Genomic DNA, 23,689 nt, shown 5'->3' with positions numbered 1-23,689 from the left:
TCTGTTCATCAGAGGCATTCTGTCCTGGAAGGGACTTTATTCCGGTGAGGGTGACTTCAGTTGCGGCATAAACAGCTGGCAGCACGCAACAGCTGCAAGCCCGCCAGACAGCGGAGCGGCCCAGTACAGCCACTGATTATCCCAGTATCCCATGGCCAATGCCGGCCCGAAGCTACGGGCCGGGTTCATGCTTGCCCAGGCTTTGTTGAATAAATCAGATTTCGGGTAAGTCTCCCCCGTAGCGGGTTGTGTTTTCAGGCAATACGCACGCTTTCAGGCATACCTGCTTTCGTCATTTTGTTCAGCGCTCGTACCAGGGCCATAGCCTCTGCAACCTGACCATCGTAGTCACGCAGTGTCAGTGAACCTCCGAACAGCTGTTTTACCCGGTACATCGCCGTTTCCGCTATCGAGCGACGGTTATAATCTGTTGTCCATTTCCACCGCGCATTACTCCCGGTCAGCCGCTGATTCGCAACAGCACGGTTACGGTCTGCATATTCACCGGGCCAGTAACCCGCACCTTTTCGGGGCGGGATAAGCGCGCTGATTTTCTTACGCCGCAGTTCATCGTGACAGAGCCGGGTGTCGTAAGCGCCGTCTGCCGATGCTGCCCTGATTTTTCTGTGAGTCTGCCGGATAAGACCCGGGAAGGCTTCTGAGTCCGTCACATTGTTCAGCGACAGGTCTGCACAGATGATTTCATGTGTGTTGCTGTCAACTGCCAGATGCAACTTTCGCCATATACGACGGCGTTCTTTGCCGTGTTTTTTGACTTTCCATTCGCCTTCACCAAAGACCTTCAGCCCGGTGGAATCAATCACCAGATGCGCGATTTCACCTCGGGTGAACGTTTTGAAACTGACATTAACCGACTTTGCGCGCTTGCTGACACTGGTGTAATCCGGGCAGCGCAACGGAACATTCATCAGTGTAAAAATGGAATCAATAAAACCCTGTGCAGCCCGCAGGGTCAACCTGAACACGCGTTTAATGACCAGAACGGTGGTGATGGCGAGATCAGAATAGCGCTGAGGTCTTCCCCGTGATGAAGGCGTTGCCGACTCATACCAGGCCTGAATAGCTTCATCATCCAGCCAGAAAGTTATGGAGCCACGGTTGATGAGGGCTTTATTGTAGGTGGGCCAGTTGGTGATTTTGAACTTTTGCTTTGCCACGGAACGGTCTGCGTTGTCGGGAAGATGCGTGATCTGATCCTTCAACTCAGCAAAAGTTCGATTTATTCAACAAAGCCAAACAGAAGCCACTGGAGCACCTCAAAAACACCATCATACACTAAATCAGTAAGTTGGCAGCATCACCTTTTGCGTCTATAGTCATGATGTCAAATGAACGCGTTTCGACAGGAAATCATCATGAATAAATATCAGGCAGTTATTATTGGTTTTGGCAAGGCTGGAAAAACATTAGCCGTCACGCTGGCAAAAGCAGGTTGGCGTGTGGCTCTCATCGAACAATCAAATGCAATGTATGGCGGGACCTGTATTAATATCGGCTGTATCCCAACCAAAACATTGGTTCATGACGCACAGCAGCACACAGATTTTGTCCGTGCCATACAGCGTAAAAATGAAGTGGTTAATTTTTTACGTAATAAGAATTTTCATAATCTTGCGGATATGCCCAATATCGACGTGATCGACGGCCAGGCGGAGTTTATCAATAATCATAGCCTGCGTGTTCATCGGCCTGAGGGAAATTTGGAGATTCATGGCGAGAAAATTTTTATTAATACCGGTGCACAAGCCGTGGTTCCGCCAATTCCTGGAATTACCACCACGCCTGGTGTATATGACAGCACCGGATTACTTAATCTAAAAGAATTGCCTGGGCATTTAGGTATTTTGGGCGGCGGATATATTGGCGTTGAGTTCGCCTCTATGTTCGCTAATTTTGGCAGCAAAGTAACCATTTTAGAGGCAGCTTCGCTGTTTTTGCCTCGGGAAGATCGGGATATTGCTGATAATATCGCGACGATTTTACGCGATCAGGGCGTCGATATTATCCTCAATGCCCATGTGGAGCGAATCAGTCACCATGAAAATCAAGTGCAAGTGCATAGCGAGCACGCCCAACTGGCGGTGGATGCACTGTTAATAGCTTCCGGTCGTCAACCGGCTACCGCTTCGTTACATCCAGAAAATGCCGGTATCGCAGTAAACGAGCGCGGGGCAATTGTCGTTGACAAGCGATTACATACCACCGCAGACAATATTTGGGCGATGGGAGATGTTACCGGCGGGCTGCAATTTACTTACATATCACTGGATGATTACCGCATTGTACGTGATGAGTTACTGGGTGAAGGCAAACGTAGTACTGATGATCGGAAAAATGTGCCTTATTCCGTATTTATGACACCGCCCCTGTCCAGGGTTGGTATGACAGAAGAACAAGCCAGAGAGAGTGGTGCTGATATTCAGGTGGTGACATTGCCTGTAGCTGCAATTCCGCGCGCCAGAGTGATGAACGATACCCGTGGGGTATTAAAAGCGATTGTTGATAATAAAACCCAACGTATATTAGGGGCATCACTGCTGTGTATTGACTCCCACGAGATGATCAATATAGTGAAAATGGTGATGGATGCCGGGCTGCCTTATAGCATATTACGCGATCAGATATTTACTCATCCGTCGATGAGCGAATCACTCAATGATCTATTTTCATTAGTCAAATAAACTCAAAATCAGACGCCAGAACAAATATTCTGGCGTCTCAGAGAAAAGAATCTTATTAATTCTCTGTTACTCTATAACTTCTTAATCACTTCATTGATGGTATTTTATATGTTTAAAAAATCGGTGATGCTGCCAACTTAATGATTTAGTGTATGATGGTGTTTTTGAGGTGCTCCAGTGGCTTCTGTTTCTATCAGCTGTCCCTCCTGTTCAGCTACTGACGGGGTGGTGCGTAACGGCAAAAGCACCGCCGGACATCAGCGCTATCTCTGCTCTCACTGCCGTAAAACATGGCAACTGCAGTTCACTTACACCGCTTCTCAACCCGGTACGCACCAGAAAATCATTGATATGGCCATGAATGGCGTTGGATGCCGGGCAACCGCCCGCATTATGGGCGTTGGCCTCAACACGATTTTACGTCACTTAAAAAACTCAGGCCGCAGTCGGTAACCTCGCGCATACAGCCGGGCAGTGACGTCATCGTCTGCGCGGAAATGGACGAACAGTGGGGCTATGTCGGGGCTAAATCGCGCCAGCGCTGGCTGTTTTACGCGTATGACAGGCTCCGGAAGACGGTTGTTGCGCACGTATTCGGTGAACGCACTATGGCGACGCTGGGGCGTCTTATGAGCCTGCTGTCACCCTTTGACGTGGTGATATGGATGACGGATGGCTGGCCGCTGTATGAATCCCGCCTGAAGGGAAAGCTGCACGTAATCAGCAAGCGATATACGCAGCGAATTGAGCGGCATAACCTGAATCTGAGGCAGCACCTGGCACGGCTGGGACGGAAGTCGCTGTCGCTCACAAAATCGGTGGAGCTGCATGACAAAGTCATCGGGCATTATCTGAACATAAAACACTATCAATAATTTTGAGTCATTACCCAGTTAGCAATAACCCCCGCTTGCGGGGGCCATACCCACCAGGAGCAAACGCAGAAAGCCCGAGATACTTCTGCTGTACCGGGGGCTGGCGACATTTCAGGCAACACTCATAGTTGACATCCTCCCCGCCCTAAAGGGCGGGGAGGATGTCAATAATAGCAGACCACATCATGATGTCATTCTGACCGACAGATGCCAGAAGCAGAGGATCCATCCCATTTTATACCTACCTTATAACACTTAGAAAAACAACATGTTAAAAATGTTTATTGGAAACAATTTTATTTCCAATTGTAATGATAACCATTCTCATATTAATATGGCTACGTGATAATTAACTTTTGATGCACTCCGCATGTCTGACCGTGCCACTTCCACAGCTTCCTTAACGTTCGAGTCGCTTTATGGCACCCATCACGGCTGGTTGAAAAGTTGGCTGACGCGCAAACTCCAGTCTGCCTTTGATGCAGATGACATTGCCCAGGACACTTTTTTGCGGGTAATGAGCAGCGAAACGCTCTCGACGATCCGCGATCCTCGCTCTTTCCTGTGCACTATCGCCAAACGCGTGATGGTGGACCTGTTTCGCCGAAACGCGCTGGAAAAAGCGTATCTGGAGATGCTGGCGCTTATGCCGGAGGGGGTAGCGCCTTCACCTGAGGAACGCGAAAGCCAGCTCGAGACCCTACAACTCGTCGACAGCATGCTGGACGGGCTAAACGGAAAAACACGTGAAGCGTTTCTGCTTTCGCAACTGGATGGCCTGACATACAGCGAGATTGCGCACAAACTCGGTGTTTCCGTCAGCTCCGTGAAAAAATACGTGGCGAAAGCCGTCGAGCACTGCCTGCTGTTTCGTCTGGAGCATGGGTTATGAATCCTTCGTTAACCGATTCCCGCCGTCAGGCGCTGCGTTCAGCTTCCCACTGGTATGCCGTGCTAAGCGGCGAGCGCGTCAGCCCACAACAGGAAGCGCGCTGGCAACAGTGGTATGAACAGGATCAGGATAACCAGTGGGCCTGGCAGCAGGTTGAAAACCTGCGCAACCAGCTTGGCGGTGTGCCTGGCGACGTTGCCAGCCGGGCGCTGCACGATACCCGCCTCACCCGCCGTCACGTGATGAAAGGATTACTGCTGTTGCTCGGCGCTGGCGGAGGCTGGCAACTCTGGCAGTCGGAAACCGGCGAAGGTCTGCGGGCAGATTACCGCACCGCCAAAGGCGCAGTCAGCCGTCAGCAACTGGAAGATGGCTCCCTGCTCACGCTGAATACCCAAAGCGCGGCGGATGTGCGTTTTGATGCGCATCAGCGCACCGTCCGGCTCTGGTACGGTGAAATCGCCATTACTACCGCGAAAGATGCGCAGCAACGCCCCTTCCGCGTCCTGACCCGTCAGGGCCAACTCACCGCTTTAGGGACAGAATTTACCGTCCGCCAGCAGGATAATTTCACGCAGCTTGACGTGCAGCAGCACGCCGTGGAAGTGCTTCTCGCCAGTGCCCCCGCGCAAAAACGCATCGTGAACGCTGGTGAAAGCCTGCAGTTCAGCGCCTCTGAGTTTGGCGCAGTGAAACCGCTGGATGACGAGAGTACAAGCTGGACGAAGGGCATCCTGAGCTTCAGCGATAAACCGCTGGGTGAGGTGATAGCCACGCTAAGCCGTTACCGCAACGGCGTGCTGCGCTGCGATCCCGCCGTTGCCGGGCTGCGCCTGAGCGGGACGTTCCCGCTGAAAAATACCGATGCGATCCTGAACGTTATCGCTCAAACGCTTCCCGTTAAAATTCAGTCTATTACGCGGTACTGGATAAACATTTCACCGCTGTAAGAAAAATAATTCTCATTTCGATTGTCCTTTTTACCCTTCTCGTTCGACTCATAGCTGAACACAACAAAAATGATGATGGAGAAGGTATGACGCCGTTACGCGTTTTTCGTAAAACAACACCTTTGGTTAACGCCATTCGCCTGAGCCTGCTGCCGCTGGCCGGTCTCTCGTTTTCCGCTTTTGCTGCACAGGTTGATATCGCACCGGGATCGCTCGACAAAGCGCTCAATCAGTATGCCGCACACAGCGGAATTACCCTCTCGGTTGACGCCAGCCTGACGCGCGGCAAGCAGAGCAACGGCCTGCACGGAGATTACGACGTCGAGAGCGGCCTGCAACAACTGCTGGACGGCAGCGGACTGCAGGTAAAACCGCTGAGAAATAACAGCTGGACGCTGGAGACCGCGCCCGCGCCAAAAGAAGATGCCCTGACCGTGGTCGGCGACTGGCTGGGCGATGCGCGTGAAAACGACGTATTTGAACATGCTGGCGCGCGTGACGTGATCCGCCGTGAGGATTTCGCCAAAACCGGCGCAACCACCATGCGTGAGGTGCTTAACCGCATCCCTGGCGTCAGCGCGCCGGAAAACAACGGCACCGGCAGCCACGACCTGGCGATGAACTTTGGCATCCGGGGCCTGAACCCACGCCTCGCCAGCCGCTCGACCGTCCTGATGGACGGCATCCCCGTCCCCTTTGCCCCTTACGGTCAGCCGCAGCTTTCACTGGCTCCCGTTTCGCTCGGCAACATGGATGCCATTGACGTGGTGCGCGGTGGTGGTGCGGTGCGTTACGGACCGCAGAGCGTGGGCGGCGTGGTGAACTTTGTTACCCGCGCCATTCCGCAGGACTTTGGTATCGAGGCGGGGGTGGAAGGTCAGCTCAGCCCAACCTCTTCACAAAACAACCCGAAAGAGACGCACAACCTGATGGTGGGCGGCACAGCGGACAACGGTTTTGGCACCGCGCTGCTCTACTCCGGCACGCGCGGCAGTGACTGGCGCGAGCACAGCGCCACCCGCATCGACGACCTGATGCTGAAAAGCAAATATGCGCCGAATGAGGTGCACACCTTCAACAGCCTGCTGCAATATTACGATGGTGAAGCCGACATGCCCGGCGGCCTGTCCCGCGCGGATTACGACGCCGATCGCTGGCAATCCACCCGCCCGTATGACCGCTTCTGGGGCCGTCGCAAGCTGGCGAGCCTGGGCTACCAGTTCCAGCCGGACAGCCAGCATAAATTCAACATTCAGGGGTTCTACACCCAAACCCTGCGCAGCGGCTACCTGGAGCAAGGCAAACGCATCACCCTCTCGCCGCGTAACTACTGGGTGCGCGGTATTGAGCCACGCTACAGCCAGAGCTTTATGATCGGCCCTTCCGCGCACGAAGTGGGCGTGGGCTATCGCTATGTGAATGAATCAACGCATGAAATGCGTTACTACACCGCCACCAGCAGCGGGCAGTTGCCGTCCGGCTCAAGCCCTTACGACCGCGACACGCGTTCCGGCACCGAGGCGCACGCCTGGTATCTGGATGACAAAATCGACATCGGCAACTGGACCATCACGCCGGGTATGCGTTTCGAACATATCGAGTCATACCAGAACAACGCCATCAAAGGCACGCACGAAGAGGTGAGCTATAACGCACCGCTTCCGGCGTTGAACGTGCTCTATCACCTGACTGATAGCTGGAATCTTTATGCAAACACTGAAGGCTCGTTCGGCACCGTACAGTACAGCCAGATTGGCAAGGCTGTGCAAAGCGGCAATGTGGAACCGGAAAAAGCGCGAACCTGGGAACTCGGTACCCGCTACGATGACGGCGCGCTGACGGCGGAAATGGGGCTGTTCCTGATTAACTTTAACAATCAGTACGACTCCAACCAGACCAACGACACCGTCACTGCACGTGGCAAAACGCGCCATACCGGGCTGGAAACGCAGGCACGTTACGACCTGGGTACGCTAACGCCAACGCTTGATAACGTTTCCGTCTACGCCAGCTATGCGTATGTGAACGCGGAAATCCGCGAGAAAGGCGACACCTATGGCAATCAGGTGCCATTCTCCCCGAAACATAAAGGCACGCTGGGCGTGGACTACAAGCCGGGCAACTGGACGTTCAATCTGAACAGCGATTTCCAGTCCAGCCAGTTTGCGGATAACGCCAATACGGTGAAAGAGAGCGCCGACGGCAGTACCGGCCGCATTCCCGGCTTCATGCTCTGGGGCGCACGCGTGGCGTATGACTTTGGCCCGCAGATGGCAGATCTGAACCTGGCGTTCGGTGTGAAAAACATCTTCGACCAGGACTACTTCATCTGCTCTTATGACGACAACAACAAAGGCATCTACGCAGGCCAGCCGCGCACGCTGTATATGCAGGGGTCGTTGAAGTTCTGATGTGTTAACGCCCGGCTTGCCGGGCTTTTAGCTGGAATGTGACTATGTTGGCATTTATCCGTTTTCTTTTTGCAGGCCTGCTGCTGGTGATCGGCCACGCCTTTGCCGCCACGGTTCAGGACGAACACGGCACGTTTACACTCGATAAAACGCCACAACGGATTGTGGTGCTGGAACTCTCGTTCGCCGATGCGCTGGCCGCCGTGGACGTCAGCCCGATCGGTATTGCCGACGATAACGATGCAAAACGCATCCTGCCCGAAGTGCGTGCGCACCTGAAACCGTGGCAGTCCGTCGGAACGCGCGCGCAGCCGAGCCTGGAAGCCATTGCTGCCCTGAAACCAGACCTGATCATTGCCGACAGCAGTCGCCATGCGGGGATTTACACCGCCTTGCAGCAAATCGCGCCGGTACTGCTGCTTAAGTCCCGCAACGAAACCTACGCTGAAAATTTGCACTCAGCGGCTATCATCGGCGAAGTGGTAGGTAAAAAACGAGAGATGCAGGCGCGTCTGGAACAACATAAAGAGAAGATGGCGCAGTGGGCCAGCCAGCTTCCCACAGGGACACGCGTGGCCTTTGGCACATCACGCGAACAGCTATTCAACCTGCATACCCAGGAGACCTGGACCGGCAGCGTGCTGGCTTCTCTGGGGCTGAACGTTCCCGCTGCGATGGCGGGCGCGTCCATGCCGTCCATCGGCCTGGAGCAACTGCTGGCGGTCAATCCTGCCTGGCTGCTGGTTGCCCACTATCGCGAAGAGAGCATTGTTAAACGCTGGCAACAAGATCCGCTCTGGCAGATATTAACCGCCGCGCAGAAGCAGCAGGTTGCTTCAGTCGACAGTAACGCCTGGGCGCGGATGCGCGGTATTTTTGCCGCAGAGCGTATTGCCGCTGACACGGTAAAAATCTTCCACCATCAGCCGCTTACCGATGTGAAATGACCGCGCTAAAACACCCGGTGCTGCTGTGGGGGCTTCCCGTTGCAGTACTTATTATTATTTTCTGGCTGAGTCTGTTTTGCTACTCGGCCATTCCTGTTTCCGGAGCAGACGCAATCCGCGCCCTGCTGCCTGGACACACGCCAACGCTACCAGAAGCGCTGGTGCAAAACCTTCGTTTGCCGCGAAGCCTGGTCGCCGTTCTGATCGGCGCAAGCCTGGCGCTCGCGGGCACGCTGCTGCAAACCCTGACCCACAACCCAATGGCCTCTCCTTCACTGCTCGGCATTAACAGCGGCGCGGCGCTGGCTATGGCGCTTACCAGCGCGCTGAGTCCGACGCCGGTTGCAGGCTATTCCCTGTCGTTCATCGCGGCATGCGGGGGCGGCGTGAGCTGGCTGCTGGTCATGACCGCAGGAGGCGGGTTTCGTCATACCCAGGACAGAAACAAACTGATCCTCGCGGGTATCGCGCTGTCGGCCTTTTGTATGGCCCTGACCCGCATCACCCTGCTGCTGGCCGAAGATCATGCTTACGGCATCTTTTACTGGCTGGCAGGCGGAGTGTCCCACGCCCACTGGCAGGATGTCTGGCAGCTCTTGCCGGTGGTGGTCACTGCAGTCCCTGTCGTGTTGCTGCTGGCGAATCAACTGAACCTGCTCAACGTCAGCGACAGTACCGCCCATACGCTGGGAGTGAACCTGCCGAGACTACGTTTGATCATCAATATGTTAGTGCTGCTTCTGGTTGGCGCGTGCGTCAGTGTGGCAGGTCCGGTGGCGTTTATCGGCCTGCTGGTGCCACATCTGGCGCGCTTCTGGGCAGGCTTCGATCAGCGCAACGTACTGCCGGTGAGCATGCTGCTGGGGGCCACGCTGATGCTGATGGCAGATGTACTCGCACGCGCGCTGGCCTTCCCCGGCGATCTGCCCGCAGGCGCAGTGCTGGCGCTGATTGGCAGTCCTTGCTTTGTCTGGCTGGTGAGGAGGCGAGGATGAAAATTGCGCTGGTCATTTTCATCACCCTTGCCCTGGCAGGTTGTGCGCTGTTATCACTCCATATGGGGGTGATCCCCGTGCCGTGGCGCGCGCTGCTGACCGACTGGCAGGACGGACGCGAGCATTATTATGTATTGATGGAGTACCGACTGCCGCGCTTGCTGCTGGCACTGTTTGTCGGTGCAGCCCTCGCCGTGGCGGGCGTGCTGGTACAGGGGATTGTGCGTAACCCGCTAGCATCACCGGATATTCTCGGCATTAACCATGCCGCCAGCCTTGCCTCTGTGGGAGCACTGCTTCTTATGCCATCACTATCCGTGATGGTGCTGCCGCTGCTGGCCTTTGCGGGCGGTATGGCGGGGTTGATCTTGCTGAAGATGCTGGCAAAGACCCACCAGCCGATGAAGCTGGCGCTCACCGGCGTGGCGCTTTCCGCCTGCTGGGCGAGCCTGACGGATTACCTGATGCTCCTGCACCCGCAGGATGTAAACAGTGCCCTGCTGTGGCTGACGGGTAGCTTATGGGGGCGCGACTGGCACTTTGTGAAGATTGCCGTGCCGTTGCTCATTCTGTTTTTGCCGCTGAGCCTGCGCTTTTGTCGCGATCTCGACCTGCTGGCGCTGGGCGATGCACGAGCAGCCACGCTCGGCGTGTCGGTTCAGCGCACCCGGTTCCAGGGGCTGATGCTGGCTGTCGCGATGACAGCAACCGGCGTGGCCGTCTGTGGCCCGATAAGTTTTATTGGTCTCGTCGTGCCGCACATGGTGCGCAGGATCGCCGGCGGGCGTCACCGCTGGCTGATGCCCGTTTCGGCCCTGACGGGCGCGTTGTTGCTGGTCATTGCCGATCTGCTGGCACGAATCATTCATCCGCCGCTGGAGCTTCCGGCAGGCGTGCTGACCGCCATTATCGGCGCACCGTGGTTTGTCTGGCTGCTTGTGAGAATGCGATAAATGAGATTACGTACTGAAAATCTGACCGTCAGCTATGGCGCACAAACCGTGCTGGATGGACTTTCTCTCGCCCTGCCTGCCGGAAAAATCACGGCCCTGCTCGGCCCTAACGGTTGCGGGAAATCGACGCTGTTGAACTGTTTTTCTCGCCTGTTAACACCAGACTCTGGCGAGATATTGCTTGATGAAAAACCCATAGCCGGTTTTTCCGCCCGCCAGCTGGCTCGCCGCCTGGCTTTACTGCCGCAACACCATTTATCCCCCGAGGGGATCACTGTACGGGAACTGGTTTCCTACGGCCGCAGCCCGTGGCTGTCGTTGTGGGGGCGACTCTCCGCGGAAGACAACGAGCGGGTCAACGTGGCAATGAGTCAGACCCGGACGCGCAATCTGGCTGACCGCAGGTTAACCCAGCTTTCCGGCGGCCAGCGCCAGCGTGCGTTTCTGGCGATGGTGCTGGCACAGGATACCCCACTCATTCTTCTTGATGAGCCTACGACCTACCTCGATATCAATCATCAGGTTGAACTGATGCGCCTGATGGTTGAACTCAAAAGGCAGGGGAAAACCGTAGTGACGGTACTCCACGATCTGAATCAGGCCAGCCGCTATTGCGATCATCTGGTGGTACTGGCAAGCGGTCGCGTGATGGCGCAAGGTGCTCCGGAAGCAGTGATGAAACCAGAGCTTCTAAAGACGGTGTTCAGCGTAGAAGCGGAAATCCATCCCGAACCGGTATCTGGCAGACCCATGTGTGTGGTGAAGTAGTCTGGCGAAGTCATAAGGATCATCACAGGACAGATAAAGGAAGTGATAACCACCTGCCAACAGGCACCAAAATCTGGCTGGTTGCCGGTATCACCGACATGCGCAACGGCTTCAATGGTCTCGCCGCAAAGGTGCAGACGATGCTGAAAGATGACCCGATGTCCGGCCATGTCTTCATCTTCCGGGGCCGCAGCGGCAGTAAGGTCAAACTGCTGTGGTCCACCGGCGACGGGCTGTGCCTGCTGACCAAACGGCTGGAACGCGGCCGCTTCGCCTGGCCCTCTGCCCGCGATGGCAAAGTGTTCCTGACCCCGGCGCAGCTGGCAATGCTTCTGGAAGGCATCGACTGGCGGCAGCCTAAAAGACTGCTTACGTCCCTGACCATGTTGTAGGCCTCTTTATCCTGGTTGTCGTTGAATAAGCCTGGTAAAATGCGGGCTTATGAACAACACCTCCCCCTGACGACATCCTTCTGCTGAAACAGCGCCTGTCCGAACAGGAAGCGCTGAACCGCGCCCTGCTGGAAAAGCAGGCCGACCGGGAGCGCGAAATAGACCATCTGCAGGCGCAGCTGGATAAGCTTCGCCGGATGAACTTCGGCAGTCGTTCTGAATAAATCTCCCGCCGCATCGCGCAGATAGAAGCCGACCTGAACCGGCTTCAGACAGAAAGCGATACGCTGACGGGTCGGGTTGCCGATACGGGCCGGGCCCCGTATCGTTTTAACCCTGAATATTCATCGCAGATATTGTTTCGGGTTTTCCGGTATACCAGCCCTGAACTAGGTAACCGGGGCCAAGAGAACGGACGAATTCAAACTGTCCTGGCGTTTCCACCCCTTCAAACACCAGTGGTTTGCCAGTACCACGTAACCCTTTCACCACAGAAACAAGTAGCGCTCGCTTCACCGGGTCATCAATATTGGCAATAAAAATACGGTCTATTTTTATCTCATCGAAATCCAGTACCGTCAGCCATTCAATATGGGGGCCGCTTGGCAAACGGAAAATATCCTACGTTAAGCCTGTTTCTTTAGCTGGCATTACAAAAAGCGAGCGTCTGCATGGTACAGACAGACACCCGAATACGATAAAAATGAGACGAAAAAAACAGGTTACTTAACCCGCTTCCCCGTTTCGTCAATGATCTTTTCGCCGTCCTCTTTGGTAAACGCTCCTTTCTGACCTTCAGGTAGAATATCCAGCACTATTTCTGAAGGGCGGCAAAGACGAGTGCCAAGCGGCGTAACGACTACCGGCCGATTAATCAGGATCGGATGTTGAAGCATAAAATCAATCAACTGCTCATCACTGAATTTCTCTTCATCAAGGCCCAGGTGTTCATAAGGCTCAACATTCTTACGCAGCAATGCACGCACCGTAATTCCCATATCTGAAATAAGTTTAATCAGCTCATCACGGGTCGGTGGCGTATCGAGATAATAAATAATGGTCGGTTCGTTACCGCTGTTACGGATCATCTCCAGCGTGTTGCGTGAAGTGCCGCAGGCCGGGTTGTGATAGATGGTAATGTTGCTCATATCTTTATCTCATTACAAAGTGATGGAAAGCCGCAACGCCAGCGCGGCCAGAGTGACAAACAGCACGGGCAGAGTCATGATAATGCCCGTGCGGAAGTAATAACCCCAGGTGATCGTTATATTTTTCTGGGCAAGCACATGCAGCCAAAGCAGGGTTGCCAGACTGCCAATCGGGGTGATTTTCGGGCCTAAATCGCAGCCAATCACGTTGGCATAAATCATTGCCTCTTTGACGACGCCAGTCGCCGTACTCCCGTCAATCGACAGCGCGCCAATCAGCACCGTCGGCATATTGTTCATCACCGACGACAGGAACGCGGTCAGGAAGCCGGTGCCGAACGTTGCTGCCCATAACCCCTTTTCTGCCAGCAGGTTCAGTACACCAGACAGATACTCCGTGAGCCCGGCATTGCGCAGGCCATAGACCACCAGGTACATGCCCAGCGAAAAAATCACGATCTGCCATGGCGCACTGCGCAGGACTTTCCCTGTGTTGATGCCATGACCTCTTTTCGCCACGATAAACAGTACTGCTGCGCCAGCAGCTGCTATCGCGCTGACAGGGATCCCCAGCGGCTCCAGAACGAAGAAACCGACAAGCAGCAATAACAGGACAATCCAGCCCGCCCTGAACGTTGCCGCATCCTTTATCACACTGGCAGGCGTCTTCAGCAGCGAAACGTCATACGTTGCCGGAATATCCCTGCGGAAGAAGAGATGCAGCATGATCAGCGTGGCCGCAATCGCTGCCGCATCCACGGGGATCATAACGGAGGCGTACTGCGTAAAGCCCAGATCGAAGAAGTCCGCCGAGACGATATTCACCAGGTTAGAAACAATGAGTGGCAGGCTGGCCGTATCTGCAATAAATCCTGCAGCCATGACAAAGGCCAGTGTCGTGCCCTGGCTGAACCCCAGTGCGAGCAGCATCGCAATCACAATCGGCGTCAGGATCAGCGCGGCGCCATCATTGGCGAACAAAGCAGCAACAGCGGCACCGAGCAAGACTATCCAGGTGAACAGCAGGCGGCCACGTCCGTTACCCCAGCGGGAGACGTGCAGTGCGGCCCATTCAAAGAAGCCGGACTCATCGAGCAGCAGGCTGATGATGATGACCGCAATAAATGCCGCTGTCGCGTTCCAGACGATATTCCAGACAACGGGAATATCAGAGATATGGATGACACCGGTTCCCAGCGCCAGCACAGCCCCGATACTCGCGCTCCAGTCAATACTCAGGCCTCTGGGTTGCCAGATCACCAGTACCAGCGTCAGTAAAAATATACTCCCTGCCAAAAGCATCTCAGACCCCATCATATATGATTTTGTAAATATGTTTTCCTGCCTCAGCAGGAGGTGCAGGCTGATTTGTCCAGCCATTCACGTACATCCTCGCGCAGACACTGCCAGGTCGTCGTGATTGTCTCTGCTGCCCACGCCGGAATATGGGGTGACAGACGATAGTGGATCCATTTGCCTTCCCGACGGTCAAGAACCAGATCAGCCTCGCGAAGGATAGCCATATGTCGCGAAATTTTGGGCTGCGATTCGGAGGTGGCAACGCAGATATCGCAGACGCACAATTCTCCGGACTCACGGAGAAGCATGACGATGGCTAGCCGTGTTTCATCCGACAGGATTTTGAAAAGCTGAACAGGTTGTAGCATTTTTCACTCCGTTCCCTTTAGAATACACATATGTTAGATCATATATATTAACTTTAAAATCACCTGTTCTCTCCGGAGGAGAAAAATGGAACAATTTCCAGCCCTGAATACTGACTGTTTTGATCAACATATTGCCGAACGTCTGCACCTGCAGGAGCCCCCACGGATTCTGATCCTGTATGGCTCAGTAAGGGAGCGCTCCTACAGTCGCTTTGCCGCGGAGGAAGCAGGTCGCCTGCTGACGGCGATGGGAGCGGAGGTGAAATTCTTTAACCCCTCCGGTTTACCCCTGCCGGATGATGCCCCGGATACGCACCCTAAAGTCTCCGAGCTACGCGGGCTGGTCAGATGGTGTGACGGGATGGTGTGGAGCTCGCCGGAACGGCACGGGGCTATGAGCGCGGTGATGAAGGCGCAGATCGACTGGATACCGTTGAGTGAAGGCGCGGTTCGTCCTTCGCAGGGCAAGACACTTGCAGTGATGCAGGTTTGCGGCGGTTCGCAGTCCTTCAATGCCGTGAACCAGATGCGCATTCTGGGCCGCTGGATGCGGATGTTCACAATTCCCAACCAGTCCTCGGTGGCGAAAGCCTGGCAGGAATTTGATGAGAACGGAAGGATGAAGCCGTCCTCATGGTACGACCGTATCGTAGATGTCGCAGAGGAGTTGTTTAAAATTACGTTGCTGCTCAGGGGACAAACCAGCTACCTTGCAGATCGCTACAGCGAACGAAAAGAGAGTCATCAGGAACTTTCGTACCGCGTCAATCAGGAAAAAATATAACGCCTTCTGATCGTATAAATACACACCATGAGCGTTTTCACAAAGTCTCCTTCTGCCAGGCAGCGGATAATCTTACATGTGTCTGTCGTTTTCAGAAGACGGCAGACCGGACTAAAACCATAGGCATATCATTTGCCTTCAACAAGTTCACCGAACAGCTCTTTCACCCTGTTTCTGGCGTCCGTTAGCGCTATGTGCCCTTGTCCGGTGATTTCATATACTCGCCGACTTCGTCGACCGGCCTGAACATGTCGTGAGGTGAGATACCCCTTCTTTTCCATACCGTGCAGCATCGGATACAGGGTACCCGGGCTGAGTTGATAACCGTGGTGTCGCAATTCCTCAATGATGCCCAGACCAAAGACGGGTTCTTTGGCTGCATGATGCAGGATGTGCAAACGGATCATCCCGCCGTAAAGATCTTTGTCGGTCACGCCCGGAACCTCACAGTGCTAAACTCAACAACCAACCCGCAACACCGCAACTCACTACGACCAGCCACGGCGGCAGTTTCCAGAACATCAGAGCGACCAGTGCCACAAGGGCAAGGCCGAAATCTTGCGGAGCGAGAACTGCGCTCGTCCATACTGGTTGATAGAGAGCTGCCAGCAGAAGGCCAACTACGGCTGCATTAATACCCTGCAACGCTGCTTGTGTACGGATATTGCGGCGCAGACTTTCCCAGAACGGCAATGCTCCCACAATCAGAAGGAAGGACGGTGCGAAAATTGCCAGCAGACAAACCAGACCACCCAGCCAGCCAGAAGGCACCTGGTTCATCGAAGCCCCGAGAAAGGCTGCAAAAGTGAACAACGGTCCAGGAACGGCCTGGGCAGCGCCGTAGCCAGCCAGGAATGTATCAGTGCTGACCCAGCCAGAAGGAACGACTTCAGTCTGCAGTAATGGCAGCACGACATGCCCGCCACCAAAAACCAGTGATCCGGTCCGGTAGAAAGTTTCTACCATTAACAGCGTCGGATTTGGGAATATCGCCGTCAGCAATGGTAACCCTGTCAGTAGCACAAAGAACAGCGTGAGCCAGAACAATCCGACGCGACGCCGTATTGAAACGGGCAGCGGATCATGTACCGTCGTCTGCTGAGGTTTGAACAGTAACATGCCAGTGACAGCCGCAGTGACGATTACTCCCACCTGTCCCCAGGCCGATGGCACAAGAAGCACAAAGCAGGTTGCCACTGCCATGACAGTAATACGCGGTATATCCGGGCAAAGATTTCGGGCCATGCCCCATACAGCTTGCGCGACCACCGCAACGGCTACCACTTTCAGCCCATGCAATACACCAGAGGGCATCACATCCCCGTAACTGGTCATCCCCAGCGCAAACAGGATCAGTGCAACTGCTGACGGTAGCGTGAAGCCGGCCCATGCTGCCAGCGCCCCGGTATAACCGGCCCGGGACAGCCCGAGCGCTATACCAACCTGACTGCTTGCTGGTCCCGGAAGGAACTGGCACAGAGCGACCAAATCTGCATAGCTGCGCTCGGTCAACCACTGCCGTCGCGTCACAAACTCATCGCGGAAGTAACCCAGATGGGCAATTGGGCCGCCGAAGGATGTCAGGCCAAGTCGGAAGAAAATCAGAAAGACAGCCCAGGGGCTGTGATCATTCCTGGCAGTATCGTTCATGGTCAGATCCTGATTGCTGGTTTTAGTGGCTATTATAATCGAATTTCGTTATCGAAATTCGATTATAATAGCCACTGCTCCCTGTGGATAGAATGATGTTTCATGCTTTCCAGATGTTTACTTCAAGAACAGTTTCAACTGCCTGGCCAGTTATGGGCTTTATTCACATTCAGTATTATTGCTGTCCTGCTTTTACCCGGAGTATGGTTTGCCGGGTGGTATTAAATTCTCTGGCAACCGCACTGATACTGGCCCCGGAATTAAGGCGCTCTGACACTATTTTTTTTTGCTCCTCGCTCAAGATGGGCGGACGACCGAAGCGTTTCCCGGCTGATCTTGCCCGAGAAATCCCTGAATGTGTGCGTTCAATCAGCAGATCCCTCTCAAACTCAGCCACAGCTGAAATCACCTGCATAGTCATTTTTCCGGCCGGGCTGGTTAAATCCGCACCTCCGAGAGCGAGACAATGAACACGGATATCTAAAGTAGCCAGTTGTTCAACTGTTTTTCGGATATCCATCGCATTACGGCCGAGTCGGTCAAGTTTGGTGACAATCAATACGTCACCGCTTTCCATTCGATCAAGCAACCGGATGAACCCTGGTCTTTCGCTGGCAGCAACCGAACCACTTATATGTTCCTCAATCAGCCGCTGGGGTCTGATGGCAAAACCCGCCGCTTCAATTTCATGGCGCTGATTTTCTGTATTCTGTTCCAGAGTGGAGACCCGACAGTAGGCAAAAACTCGTGACATAGGAAACTTTCCGTACGCAAAGGGTGTCCGAATTATAACGTATGTACGAAACAAATTTCGCTGACTTTCGGACATATTGTTTGCGAGGCGTACGAAACCGACCGGTTTCGGTCAGTGCGAATGATAACTTTAATGAACTATGTGCAGGGGAAGCATTTATGCCACGGAGACAAATACTCAGTAGTGAAGAAAAAGAACGCTTGTTGATTGTGCCAGATGATGACGTATTTCTGACGCGCATGTGCTTTCTGAGTGAACATGACCTCGCGCTCATTAATAAACACCGCAGGCCAGCTAACCGTCTGGGCTTTGCAGTTTTACTCTGTTATTTGCGAGGACTAGGGTTTCCTCCCGACAAAAGTATTTCACCTCACGACTGTGTTGTCTTCAGGCTGGCGGCTCATTTGAAAGTCCAGTCTGATTTGTGGGCCGAGTATGCATCAAGAGAGGTCACCCGCTGGGAACATCTGGCTGAACTCTACCGCTACCTGGAATTATCCCCTTTTAACCGGGCGCTGCAAAAAACCTGTATTCGCCACCTTTATCCCCACGCCATGCGGACAGACAGAGGTTTTTTACTTGCGGAGGAAATGCTCTCCTGGCTCCACAATAATAAGGTTATTTTCCCCTCTGTTGAAGTGATCGAACGAACCCTGGCCGAAGCAACAACACTTGCCGACAGGGCGGTTTTTTCTGCGCTTACCGCGCAGCTTGAACCAGGGCATAAAGCGGCACTGGACCGTCTGTTGGTATCTGAGGGTGAGCAACCTTCACGGCTGGCCTGGCTGCTCCAGCCTCCGGGAAAAATTAATGGTAAAAATGTCCTGCAACATATCGACCGGTTAAATGCGATTGAGTCGCTGGCACTCCCTGACGGCATTGCACTTTCCGTTCACCAGAACCGACTCCTGAAACTCGCACGCGAAGGCAGGAAAATGAGTAGCCGGGATCTGGCAAGATTCACGGATGTTCGCCGTTATGCCTCGCTGGTTTGTATCATATCGGAGGCCAGATCCACCCTGACTGACGAAGTTATTGATCTGCACGAGCGTATTCTGAGTAGTCTGTTCAGCAGGGCAAAACGTACTCAGGCCGAGCGGCTCCAGCAAACGGGAAAGCTGATTCAGAGTAAACTGAAGCAATACGTTACCGTCGGACAGGCATTACTTAACGCCAGAGAGTCCGGGGAAGATCCCTGGGCCGCAATAGAAGACGTCCTTCCCTGGCAGGAATTCATCAACAGCGTGGAAGAGACGCGGTTCCTGTCACGTAAGGACAACTTCGACCCGTTGCATCTGATCACAGAAAAATACAGTACGTTGCGTAAATACGCCCCCCGGATGCTGTCCGTGTTGCAGTTCAGGGCTGCACCCGCCGCAATGCAGCTCAGTGACGCATTGGATACCGTCAGAGATATGTATAGAAAACAACTCCGAAAAGTACCGCCTTCCGCGCCAATCGGGTTCATCCCGGAAAGCTGGAGAAAGGTTGTGATCACCCCCACCGGCATTGACCGAAAATATTACGAATTTTGCGTGCTGAATGAACTGAAGGGAGCCTTACGTTCAGGTGACACCTGGGTAAAGGGGTCACGCCGCTACAGGAATTTCGATGATTATCTGATCCCGTCAGACGATTTTGAAAAATCACTCCGGGATAACCAGTTACCCCTTGCTGTTCCGGCCGATTGCCATGAATACATCAAGAGCCGTTTGACGCTTCTTGCATCGCGTCTGGAAGAAGTTAACGCGATGGCGCTGGCCGGTGATTTACCCGATGTTGATATATCGGATAAAGGCGTGAAAATTACCCCGCTGGATAACAGTGTCCCTTCAGCAGCATCCCCTTTTGGCGATCTGGTTTATGGCATGCTCCCTCACCCTAAAAGGGGGCCGCTTGGAAAACGGAAAATATCCTACGTTAAGCCTGTTTTTTGAGCTGGCATGGCGGGCAGCTATGAGCGAAGTATAGTCATTCGCCCTATCTCTTTTGTCGCACTTTCAACAAGGGGGTCGCTTGGAAAGCGGAACGAGGTCAGTCTCCGCCCGGACTGCTCAGCTCTTTAAACAGCAAAAGAGAGGCATCTTATGAGAAGGGATTGTTCAGTATGTCAGGGCAGACTGCTTTTTCATCCGCAGGTACTGAGGGTAAATGCTCAATTCCGGTACGATTCTTACTCTATAGCCAGACAGAATTCAGCATTGTGCTGAACCCGAATCTTTTTTTACTCTGACAGGCCTGTTCATCAGAACCCTGAAAAAACAATTTTCCCGTTCACATTTTTATTTTCCATGTCCTCATGAGGGCTTTGTTGAATAAATCGAACTTTTGCTGAGTTGAAGGATCAGATCACGCATCTTCCCGACAACGCAGACCGTTCCGTGGCAAAGCAAAAGTTCAAAATCACCAACTGGCCCACCTACAATAAAGCCCTCATCAACCGTGGCTCCATAACTTTCTGGCTGGATGATGAAGCTATTCAGGCCTGGTATGAGTCAGCAACACCTTCTTCACGAGGCAGACCTCAGCGCTATTCTGACCTTGCCATCACGACTGTGCTGGTCATTAAACGCGTATTCAGGCTGACCCTGCGCGCTGCGCAGGGCTTTATTGATTCCATTTTTTCTCTGATGAACGTTCCGCTACGCTGCCCGGATTACAGCTGTGTCAGCAGGCGGGCAAAGTCGGTTAATGTCAGTTTCAAAACGCCCACCCGGGGTGAAATCGCACACCTGGTAATTGATTCCACCGGGCTGAAGGTCTTCGGTGAAGGCGAGTGGAAAGTCAAAAAGCATGGCCAGGAACGCCGTCGTATATGGCGAAAGTTGCATCTGGCAGTTGACAGCAACACACATGAAATCATCTGTGCAGACCTGTCGCTGAACAACGTTACGGACTCAGAGGCCTTCCCCGGGTTAATCCGGCAAACCCACAGGAAAATCAGGTCAGCCGCCGCCGATGGCGCTTACGATACCCGGCTATGTCACGATGAACTGCGGCGTAAGAAAATCAGCGCGCTTATCCCTCCCCGAAAAGGTGCAGGTTACTGGCCCGGTGAATATGCAGACCGTAACCGTGCAGTGGCTAATCAGCGAATGACCGGGAGTAATGCGCGGTGGAAATGGACAACAGATTACAACCGTCGCTCGATAGCGGAAACGGCGATGTACCGGGTAAAACAGCTGTTCGGGGGTTCACTGACGCTGCGTGACTACGATGGTCAGGTTGCGGAGGCTATGGCCCTGGTACGAGCGCTGAACAAAATGACGAAAGCAGGTATGCCTGAAAGCGTGCGTATTGCCTGAAAACACAACCCGCTACGGGGGAGACTTACCCGAAATCTGATTTATTCAACAAAGCCCCTCATGAGCCCGGCGAAGTGCTTTAGCATTCAGCCTGCCATACTCTGCCAGCAACGGAGGTTTGAGCTTACCGGAATCCAGCATGCATGAGAGTTTGTTAAGAATATCATGCTGTTTAGACATGTCCGCAGTAGCATGCATGGGGCGGGTAAACATTGCCTCCCAGTGAACAGAAACGCTCTTAAATTTGATCAAACGCAGATCCAGTGGTTCAGGGTCGTCGATGAGTCCGATACGGCCTTGTGGGGCAATAATTTCGGCCATATTTTCCCAGGCAGATGGCGTGGTGTACGTTGAGAAAATCCGGGTAATGGGAGGGAGTCCAGCAAGGCTGGCAACCTGTGGCGCAAGCGCACATGAATGATCCAGGACATAATGCGCACCAAACCCGCGAACCGCTCTGACACTCTCCTGCCGGGAGGCAGTCCCGATGATGTTCACCCGACTCAGAGTGCGGGCAAGCTGTATAGCCATACAAGGGACTCCGCCCGCACCGCCAAGCATCAACAGGGTCTGATCAGCATCTCCGTTCACTGACAACTGCAGACGATCAAATAACATTTCCCAGGCTGTCAGACCGGTCAGAGGAACCGACGCTGCAGCTTCAAAACTTAGTGCTGCCGGCTTTATCCCCGTAATGCGTTCGTCAACCAGCTGAAACTCTGCGTTGGCTCCCTGGCGATCGAGCACACCGGCATAGAAAACGTGGTCACCTGGCCTGAACAGCGTCACCTCTGGTCCGGTTGCTTCAACAACACCGGAAGCGTCGTATCCCATAACTACCGGATTGCCTGCAGAGGGACTGATGTTTCGCCGGCTTTTCAGGTCCCGTGGGTTAACCGCGACCGCCCTGACTCTGATCAAAAGATCACGCCCCTTGGGCATGGATGGGTGGGGAAGCGACAAATCTTCAATAACGGATGTACTTTCCCGGGTTGCCAGAAACCAACGGCTTTCATTCTGTCTCCTTAAAAAGGTCAGTCACCAGATAAATAAATGTAAAAGTGTGCGGAACGCGATACCCGCCAGTGCCCCCGGCAGTGCAAATCGAAAAATACGCGGAAAGCGGGCGCTGGGTAATGCTGTCAACCTGTTGATGACTATTTTAATCTGTAGTCATTCAATCCTTGTAACATCAGGATGATCCTGGTGTCAGTGAAAATACGAAATCAACACGTTGGTATCATTACCCACCTGTGAACTGACGTCGGCATTTTGAATCTCACTTCGGCGTGCCCCCTCCGAATGGCGCAAAACATTTCGTGGTATGGCATGATAGCACCCGAAGAGAGTCAATTCAGGGTGGTAAATGTGAAACCAGTAACGCTATACGATGTCGCAGAGTATGCCGGTGTCTCTTATCAGACCGTTTCCCGCGTGGTGAACCAGGCCAGCCACGTCTCTGCGAAAACGCGGGAAAAGGTGGAAGCGGCGATGGCGCAGCTGAACTACATTCCCAACCGCGTGGCACAACAACTGGCGGGGAAACAGTCGTTGCTGATTGGCGTTGCTACCTCCAGTCTGGCCCTGCACGCGCCGTCGCAAATTGTCGCGGCGATTAAATCTCGCGCCGATCAACTGGGTGCCAGCGTGGTGGTGTCGATGGTAGAACGAAGCGGCGTCGAAGCCTGTAAAGCGGCGGTGCACAATCTTCTCGCGCAACGCGTCAGTGGGCTGATCATTAACTATCCGCTGGATGACCAGGATGCCATTGCTGTGGAAGCTGCCTGCGCTAATGTTCCGGCGTTATTTCTTGATGTCTCTGACCAGACTCCCATCAACAGTATTATTTTCTCCCATGAAGACGGTACGCGACTGGGCGTGGAGCATCTGGTCGCATTGGGTCACCAGCAAATCGCGCTGTTAGCGGGCCCATTAAGTTCTGTCTCGGCGCGTCTGCGTCTGGCGGGCTGGCATAAATATCTCACTCGCAATCAAATTCATCCGATAGCGGAACGGGAAGGCGACTGGAGTGCCATGTCCGGTTTTCAACAAACCATGCAAATGCTAAATGAGGGCATCGTTCCCACTGCGATGCTGGTTGCCAACGATCAGATGGCGCTGGGCGCAATGCGCGCCATTACCGAGTCCGGGTTGCGCGTTGGTGCGGATATCTCGGTAGTGGGATACGACGATACCGAAGACAGCTCGTGTTATATCCCGCCGTTAACCACCATCAAACAGGATTTTCGCCTGCTGGGGCAAACCAGCGTGGACCGCTTGCTGAAACTCTCTCAGGGCCAGGCGGTGAAGAGCAATCAGCTGTTGCCCGTCTCACTGGTGAAAAGAAAAACCACCCTGGCGCCCAATACGCAAACCACCTCTCCCCGCACGTTGGCAGATTCCTTAATGCAGCTGGCACGACAAGTTTCCCGACTTGAAAGCGGGCAGTGAGCGCAACGCAATTAATGTGAGTCAGCTCACTCATTAGGCACCCCA

At 53.9% G+C, this 23,689-nt stretch carries 21 protein-coding genes and 4 pseudogenes; 15 read left to right on the top strand and 10 right to left on the bottom strand.

Annotated features, from left to right (window positions below; translation table 11 throughout):
• Window positions 1–36: 36 nt before the first annotated feature.
• A pseudogene (locus tag WC7_RS0124240) lies at window positions 37–195 on the bottom strand (aquaporin); the annotation flags it as partial.
• A gap of 59 nt (window positions 196–254) precedes the next feature.
• A complete protein-coding gene (locus tag WC7_RS23795; RefSeq protein WP_016151349.1) occupies window positions 255–1,223 on the bottom strand; it encodes an IS5 family transposase in 969 nt (322 codons plus the stop codon).
• Between the two features lie 153 nt (window positions 1,224–1,376).
• On the opposite strand from WC7_RS23795, the gene rclA reads away from it, so the two are divergent.
• From rclA to WC7_RS24955, 11 genes and pseudogenes are all read left to right on the top strand, one after another.
• Window positions 1,377–2,702 (top strand): reactive chlorine resistance oxidoreductase RclA, encoded by a 1,326-nt coding sequence (rclA, locus tag WC7_RS23800; RefSeq protein ID WP_007896426.1) that lies wholly within the window; start codon window positions 1,377–1,379, stop codon window positions 2,700–2,702.
• Window positions 2,703–2,879: 177 nt separating this feature from the next.
• Window positions 2,880–3,577 (top strand): IS1-like element IS1A family transposase gene (locus WC7_RS0124235; RefSeq protein ID WP_229297609.1). Its coding sequence is split into 2 segments (ribosomal slippage): window positions 2,880–3,129 and window positions 3,129–3,577, totalling 699 coding nucleotides; the frame shifts between segments, so codons are not numbered across the junction.
• 370 nt (window positions 3,578–3,947) lie between these two features.
• Window positions 3,948–4,469: an RNA polymerase sigma factor FecI gene (gene fecI, locus WC7_RS23805; protein WP_016151347.1), complete on the top strand. Its 522-nt coding sequence runs from the start codon at window positions 3,948–3,950 to the stop codon at window positions 4,467–4,469.
• Window positions 4,466–5,419, top strand: coding sequence for a ferric citrate uptake sigma factor regulator FecR (fecR, locus tag WC7_RS23810; RefSeq protein ID WP_004118237.1), 954 nt, complete (start codon window positions 4,466–4,468; stop codon window positions 5,417–5,419). Before fecI ends, fecR begins: the two co-directional genes overlap by 4 nt.
• 86 nt (window positions 5,420–5,505) lie before the next feature.
• Complete coding sequence (fecA, locus tag WC7_RS23815) at window positions 5,506–7,830, top strand: TonB-dependent Fe(3+) dicitrate receptor FecA (RefSeq protein WP_016151346.1); 2,325 nt, start codon at window positions 5,506–5,508, stop codon at window positions 7,828–7,830.
• A gap of 44 nt (window positions 7,831–7,874) precedes the next feature.
• Window positions 7,875–8,777, top strand: a complete 903-nt coding sequence (gene fecB, locus WC7_RS23820) for a Fe(3+) dicitrate ABC transporter substrate-binding protein FecB (RefSeq protein ID WP_004118241.1) — start codon at window positions 7,875–7,877, stop codon at window positions 8,775–8,777.
• The gene (fecC, locus tag WC7_RS23825) at window positions 8,774–9,772 is read left to right on the top strand and encodes an iron-dicitrate ABC transporter permease FecC (protein WP_004118243.1); all 999 of its coding nucleotides are present in this window, start codon (window positions 8,774–8,776) and stop codon (window positions 9,770–9,772) included. Before fecB ends, fecC begins: the two co-directional genes overlap by 4 nt.
• A complete protein-coding gene (gene fecD / locus WC7_RS23830) occupies window positions 9,769–10,725 on the top strand; it encodes a Fe(3+) dicitrate ABC transporter permease subunit FecD (protein WP_004118246.1) in 957 nt (318 codons plus the stop codon). The genes fecC and fecD overlap by 4 nt, the downstream gene beginning before the upstream one ends.
• Window positions 10,726–11,493: a Fe(3+) dicitrate ABC transporter ATP-binding protein FecE gene (fecE, locus tag WC7_RS23835; protein ID WP_004152282.1), complete on the top strand. Its 768-nt coding sequence runs from the start codon at window positions 10,726–10,728 to the stop codon at window positions 11,491–11,493.
• A gap of 53 nt (window positions 11,494–11,546) precedes the next feature.
• Window positions 11,547–11,885, top strand: coding sequence for an IS66 family insertion sequence element accessory protein TnpB (tnpB, locus tag WC7_RS0124230; RefSeq protein ID WP_029497456.1), 339 nt, complete (start codon window positions 11,547–11,549; stop codon window positions 11,883–11,885).
• A 49-nt stretch (window positions 11,886–11,934) separates the two neighbouring features.
• Window positions 11,935–12,193, top strand: a pseudogene (locus WC7_RS24955) (IS66 family transposase); the annotation flags it as partial.
• A gap of 22 nt (window positions 12,194–12,215) precedes the next feature.
• On the opposite strand, the gene WC7_RS0124225 reads toward WC7_RS24955, so the two are convergent.
• The 4 genes from WC7_RS0124225 to WC7_RS23850 form a co-directional block, all read right to left on the bottom strand.
• The gene (locus WC7_RS0124225; RefSeq protein WP_007898884.1) at window positions 12,216–12,494 is read right to left on the bottom strand and encodes an EAL domain-containing protein; all 279 of its coding nucleotides are present in this window, start codon (window positions 12,492–12,494) and stop codon (window positions 12,216–12,218) included.
• A gap of 113 nt (window positions 12,495–12,607) precedes the next feature.
• On the bottom strand, window positions 12,608–13,033 hold the full coding sequence (arsC, locus tag WC7_RS23840; protein WP_007898882.1) for a glutaredoxin-dependent arsenate reductase: 426 nt from the start codon (window positions 13,031–13,033) through the stop codon (window positions 12,608–12,610).
• A 12-nt stretch (window positions 13,034–13,045) separates the two neighbouring features.
• Window positions 13,046–14,335 (bottom strand): arsenic transporter, encoded by a 1,290-nt coding sequence (locus tag WC7_RS23845; RefSeq protein ID WP_032946870.1) that lies wholly within the window; start codon window positions 14,333–14,335, stop codon window positions 13,046–13,048.
• A gap of 44 nt (window positions 14,336–14,379) precedes the next feature.
• Window positions 14,380–14,700, bottom strand: coding sequence for a transcriptional regulator (locus tag WC7_RS23850; protein WP_004206577.1), 321 nt, complete (start codon window positions 14,698–14,700; stop codon window positions 14,380–14,382).
• Window positions 14,701–14,785: 85 nt separating this feature from the next.
• On the opposite strand from WC7_RS23850, the gene arsH reads away from it, so the two are divergent.
• A complete protein-coding gene (gene arsH / locus WC7_RS23855) occupies window positions 14,786–15,484 on the top strand; it encodes an arsenical resistance protein ArsH (RefSeq protein WP_016151343.1) in 699 nt (232 codons plus the stop codon).
• Window positions 15,485–15,612: 128 nt separating this feature from the next.
• Here the strand turns inward: arsH and WC7_RS23860 are convergent, their stop codons facing one another.
• From WC7_RS23860 to WC7_RS23870, 3 genes are all read right to left on the bottom strand, one after another.
• Complete coding sequence (locus WC7_RS23860) at window positions 15,613–15,918, bottom strand: PadR family transcriptional regulator (protein WP_004206574.1); 306 nt, start codon at window positions 15,916–15,918, stop codon at window positions 15,613–15,615.
• A 10-nt stretch (window positions 15,919–15,928) separates the two neighbouring features.
• Window positions 15,929–17,134 (bottom strand): chromate efflux transporter, encoded by a 1,206-nt coding sequence (gene chrA / locus WC7_RS23865; protein WP_004206572.1) that lies wholly within the window; start codon window positions 17,132–17,134, stop codon window positions 15,929–15,931.
• Window positions 17,135–17,309: 175 nt separating this feature from the next.
• The gene (locus WC7_RS23870; protein WP_016151342.1) at window positions 17,310–17,888 is read right to left on the bottom strand and encodes a recombinase family protein; all 579 of its coding nucleotides are present in this window, start codon (window positions 17,886–17,888) and stop codon (window positions 17,310–17,312) included.
• Window positions 17,889–18,046: 158 nt separating this feature from the next.
• Here WC7_RS23870 and WC7_RS23875 point away from each other — a divergent pair.
• Window positions 18,047–19,774 (top strand): annotated as a pseudogene (locus tag WC7_RS23875) (Tn3 family transposase); the annotation flags it as partial.
• 450 nt (window positions 19,775–20,224) lie between these two features.
• Window positions 20,225–21,193, top strand: coding sequence for an IS5-like element IS903B family transposase (locus WC7_RS23880; protein WP_072201439.1), 969 nt, complete (start codon window positions 20,225–20,227; stop codon window positions 21,191–21,193).
• Window positions 21,194–21,238: 45 nt separating this feature from the next.
• On the opposite strand, the pseudogene WC7_RS23885 reads toward WC7_RS23880, so the two are convergent.
• Window positions 21,239–22,209 (bottom strand): annotated as a pseudogene (locus WC7_RS23885) (zinc-binding alcohol dehydrogenase family protein).
• 352 nt (window positions 22,210–22,561) lie between these two features.
• Here WC7_RS23885 and lacI point away from each other — a divergent pair.
• Entirely contained in the window at window positions 22,562–23,644 is a 1,083-nt protein-coding gene (gene lacI, locus WC7_RS23890; RefSeq protein WP_007851507.1) for a DNA-binding transcriptional repressor LacI, read from the top strand.
• The last annotated feature ends 45 nt before the right edge of the window (window positions 23,645–23,689 follow it).

It is taken from the genome of Citrobacter sp. KTE151 (assembly GCF_000398845.1).
Lineage (GTDB): Bacteria > Pseudomonadota > Gammaproteobacteria > Enterobacterales > Enterobacteriaceae > Citrobacter > Citrobacter braakii.
This window is presented reverse-complemented; position numbering and strand designations above follow the sequence as displayed.

Bases quoted from the DNA above. Each gene is read 5' to 3' on its own strand.
- rclA (WP_007896426.1), top strand. From the start codon at position 1,377: ATGAATAAATATCAGGCAGTTATTATTGGTTTTGGCAAGGCTGGAAAA.
- fecI (WP_016151347.1), top strand. From the start codon at position 3,948: ATGTCTGACCGTGCCACTTCCACAGCTTCCTTAACGTTCGAGTCGCTT.
- fecR (WP_004118237.1), top strand. From the start codon at position 4,466: ATGAATCCTTCGTTAACCGATTCCCGCCGTCAGGCGCTGCGTTCAGCT.
- fecA (WP_016151346.1), top strand. From the start codon at position 5,506: ATGACGCCGTTACGCGTTTTTCGTAAAACAACACCTTTGGTTAACGCC.
- fecB (WP_004118241.1), top strand. From the start codon at position 7,875: ATGTTGGCATTTATCCGTTTTCTTTTTGCAGGCCTGCTGCTGGTGATC.
- fecC (WP_004118243.1), top strand. From the start codon at position 8,774: ATGACCGCGCTAAAACACCCGGTGCTGCTGTGGGGGCTTCCCGTTGCA.
- fecD (WP_004118246.1), top strand. From the start codon at position 9,769: ATGAAAATTGCGCTGGTCATTTTCATCACCCTTGCCCTGGCAGGTTGT.
- fecE (WP_004152282.1), top strand. From the start codon at position 10,726: ATGAGATTACGTACTGAAAATCTGACCGTCAGCTATGGCGCACAAACC.
- arsC (WP_007898882.1), bottom strand. From the start codon at position 13,033: ATGAGCAACATTACCATCTATCACAACCCGGCCTGCGGCACTTCACGC.
- WC7_RS23845 (WP_032946870.1), bottom strand. From the start codon at position 14,335: ATGCTTTTGGCAGGGAGTATATTTTTACTGACGCTGGTACTGGTGATC.
- WC7_RS23850 (WP_004206577.1), bottom strand. From the start codon at position 14,700: ATGCTACAACCTGTTCAGCTTTTCAAAATCCTGTCGGATGAAACACGG.
- arsH (WP_016151343.1), top strand. From the start codon at position 14,786: ATGGAACAATTTCCAGCCCTGAATACTGACTGTTTTGATCAACATATT.
- chrA (WP_004206572.1), bottom strand. From the start codon at position 17,134: ATGAACGATACTGCCAGGAATGATCACAGCCCCTGGGCTGTCTTTCTG.
- WC7_RS23870 (WP_016151342.1), bottom strand. From the start codon at position 17,888: ATGTCACGAGTTTTTGCCTACTGTCGGGTCTCCACTCTGGAACAGAAT.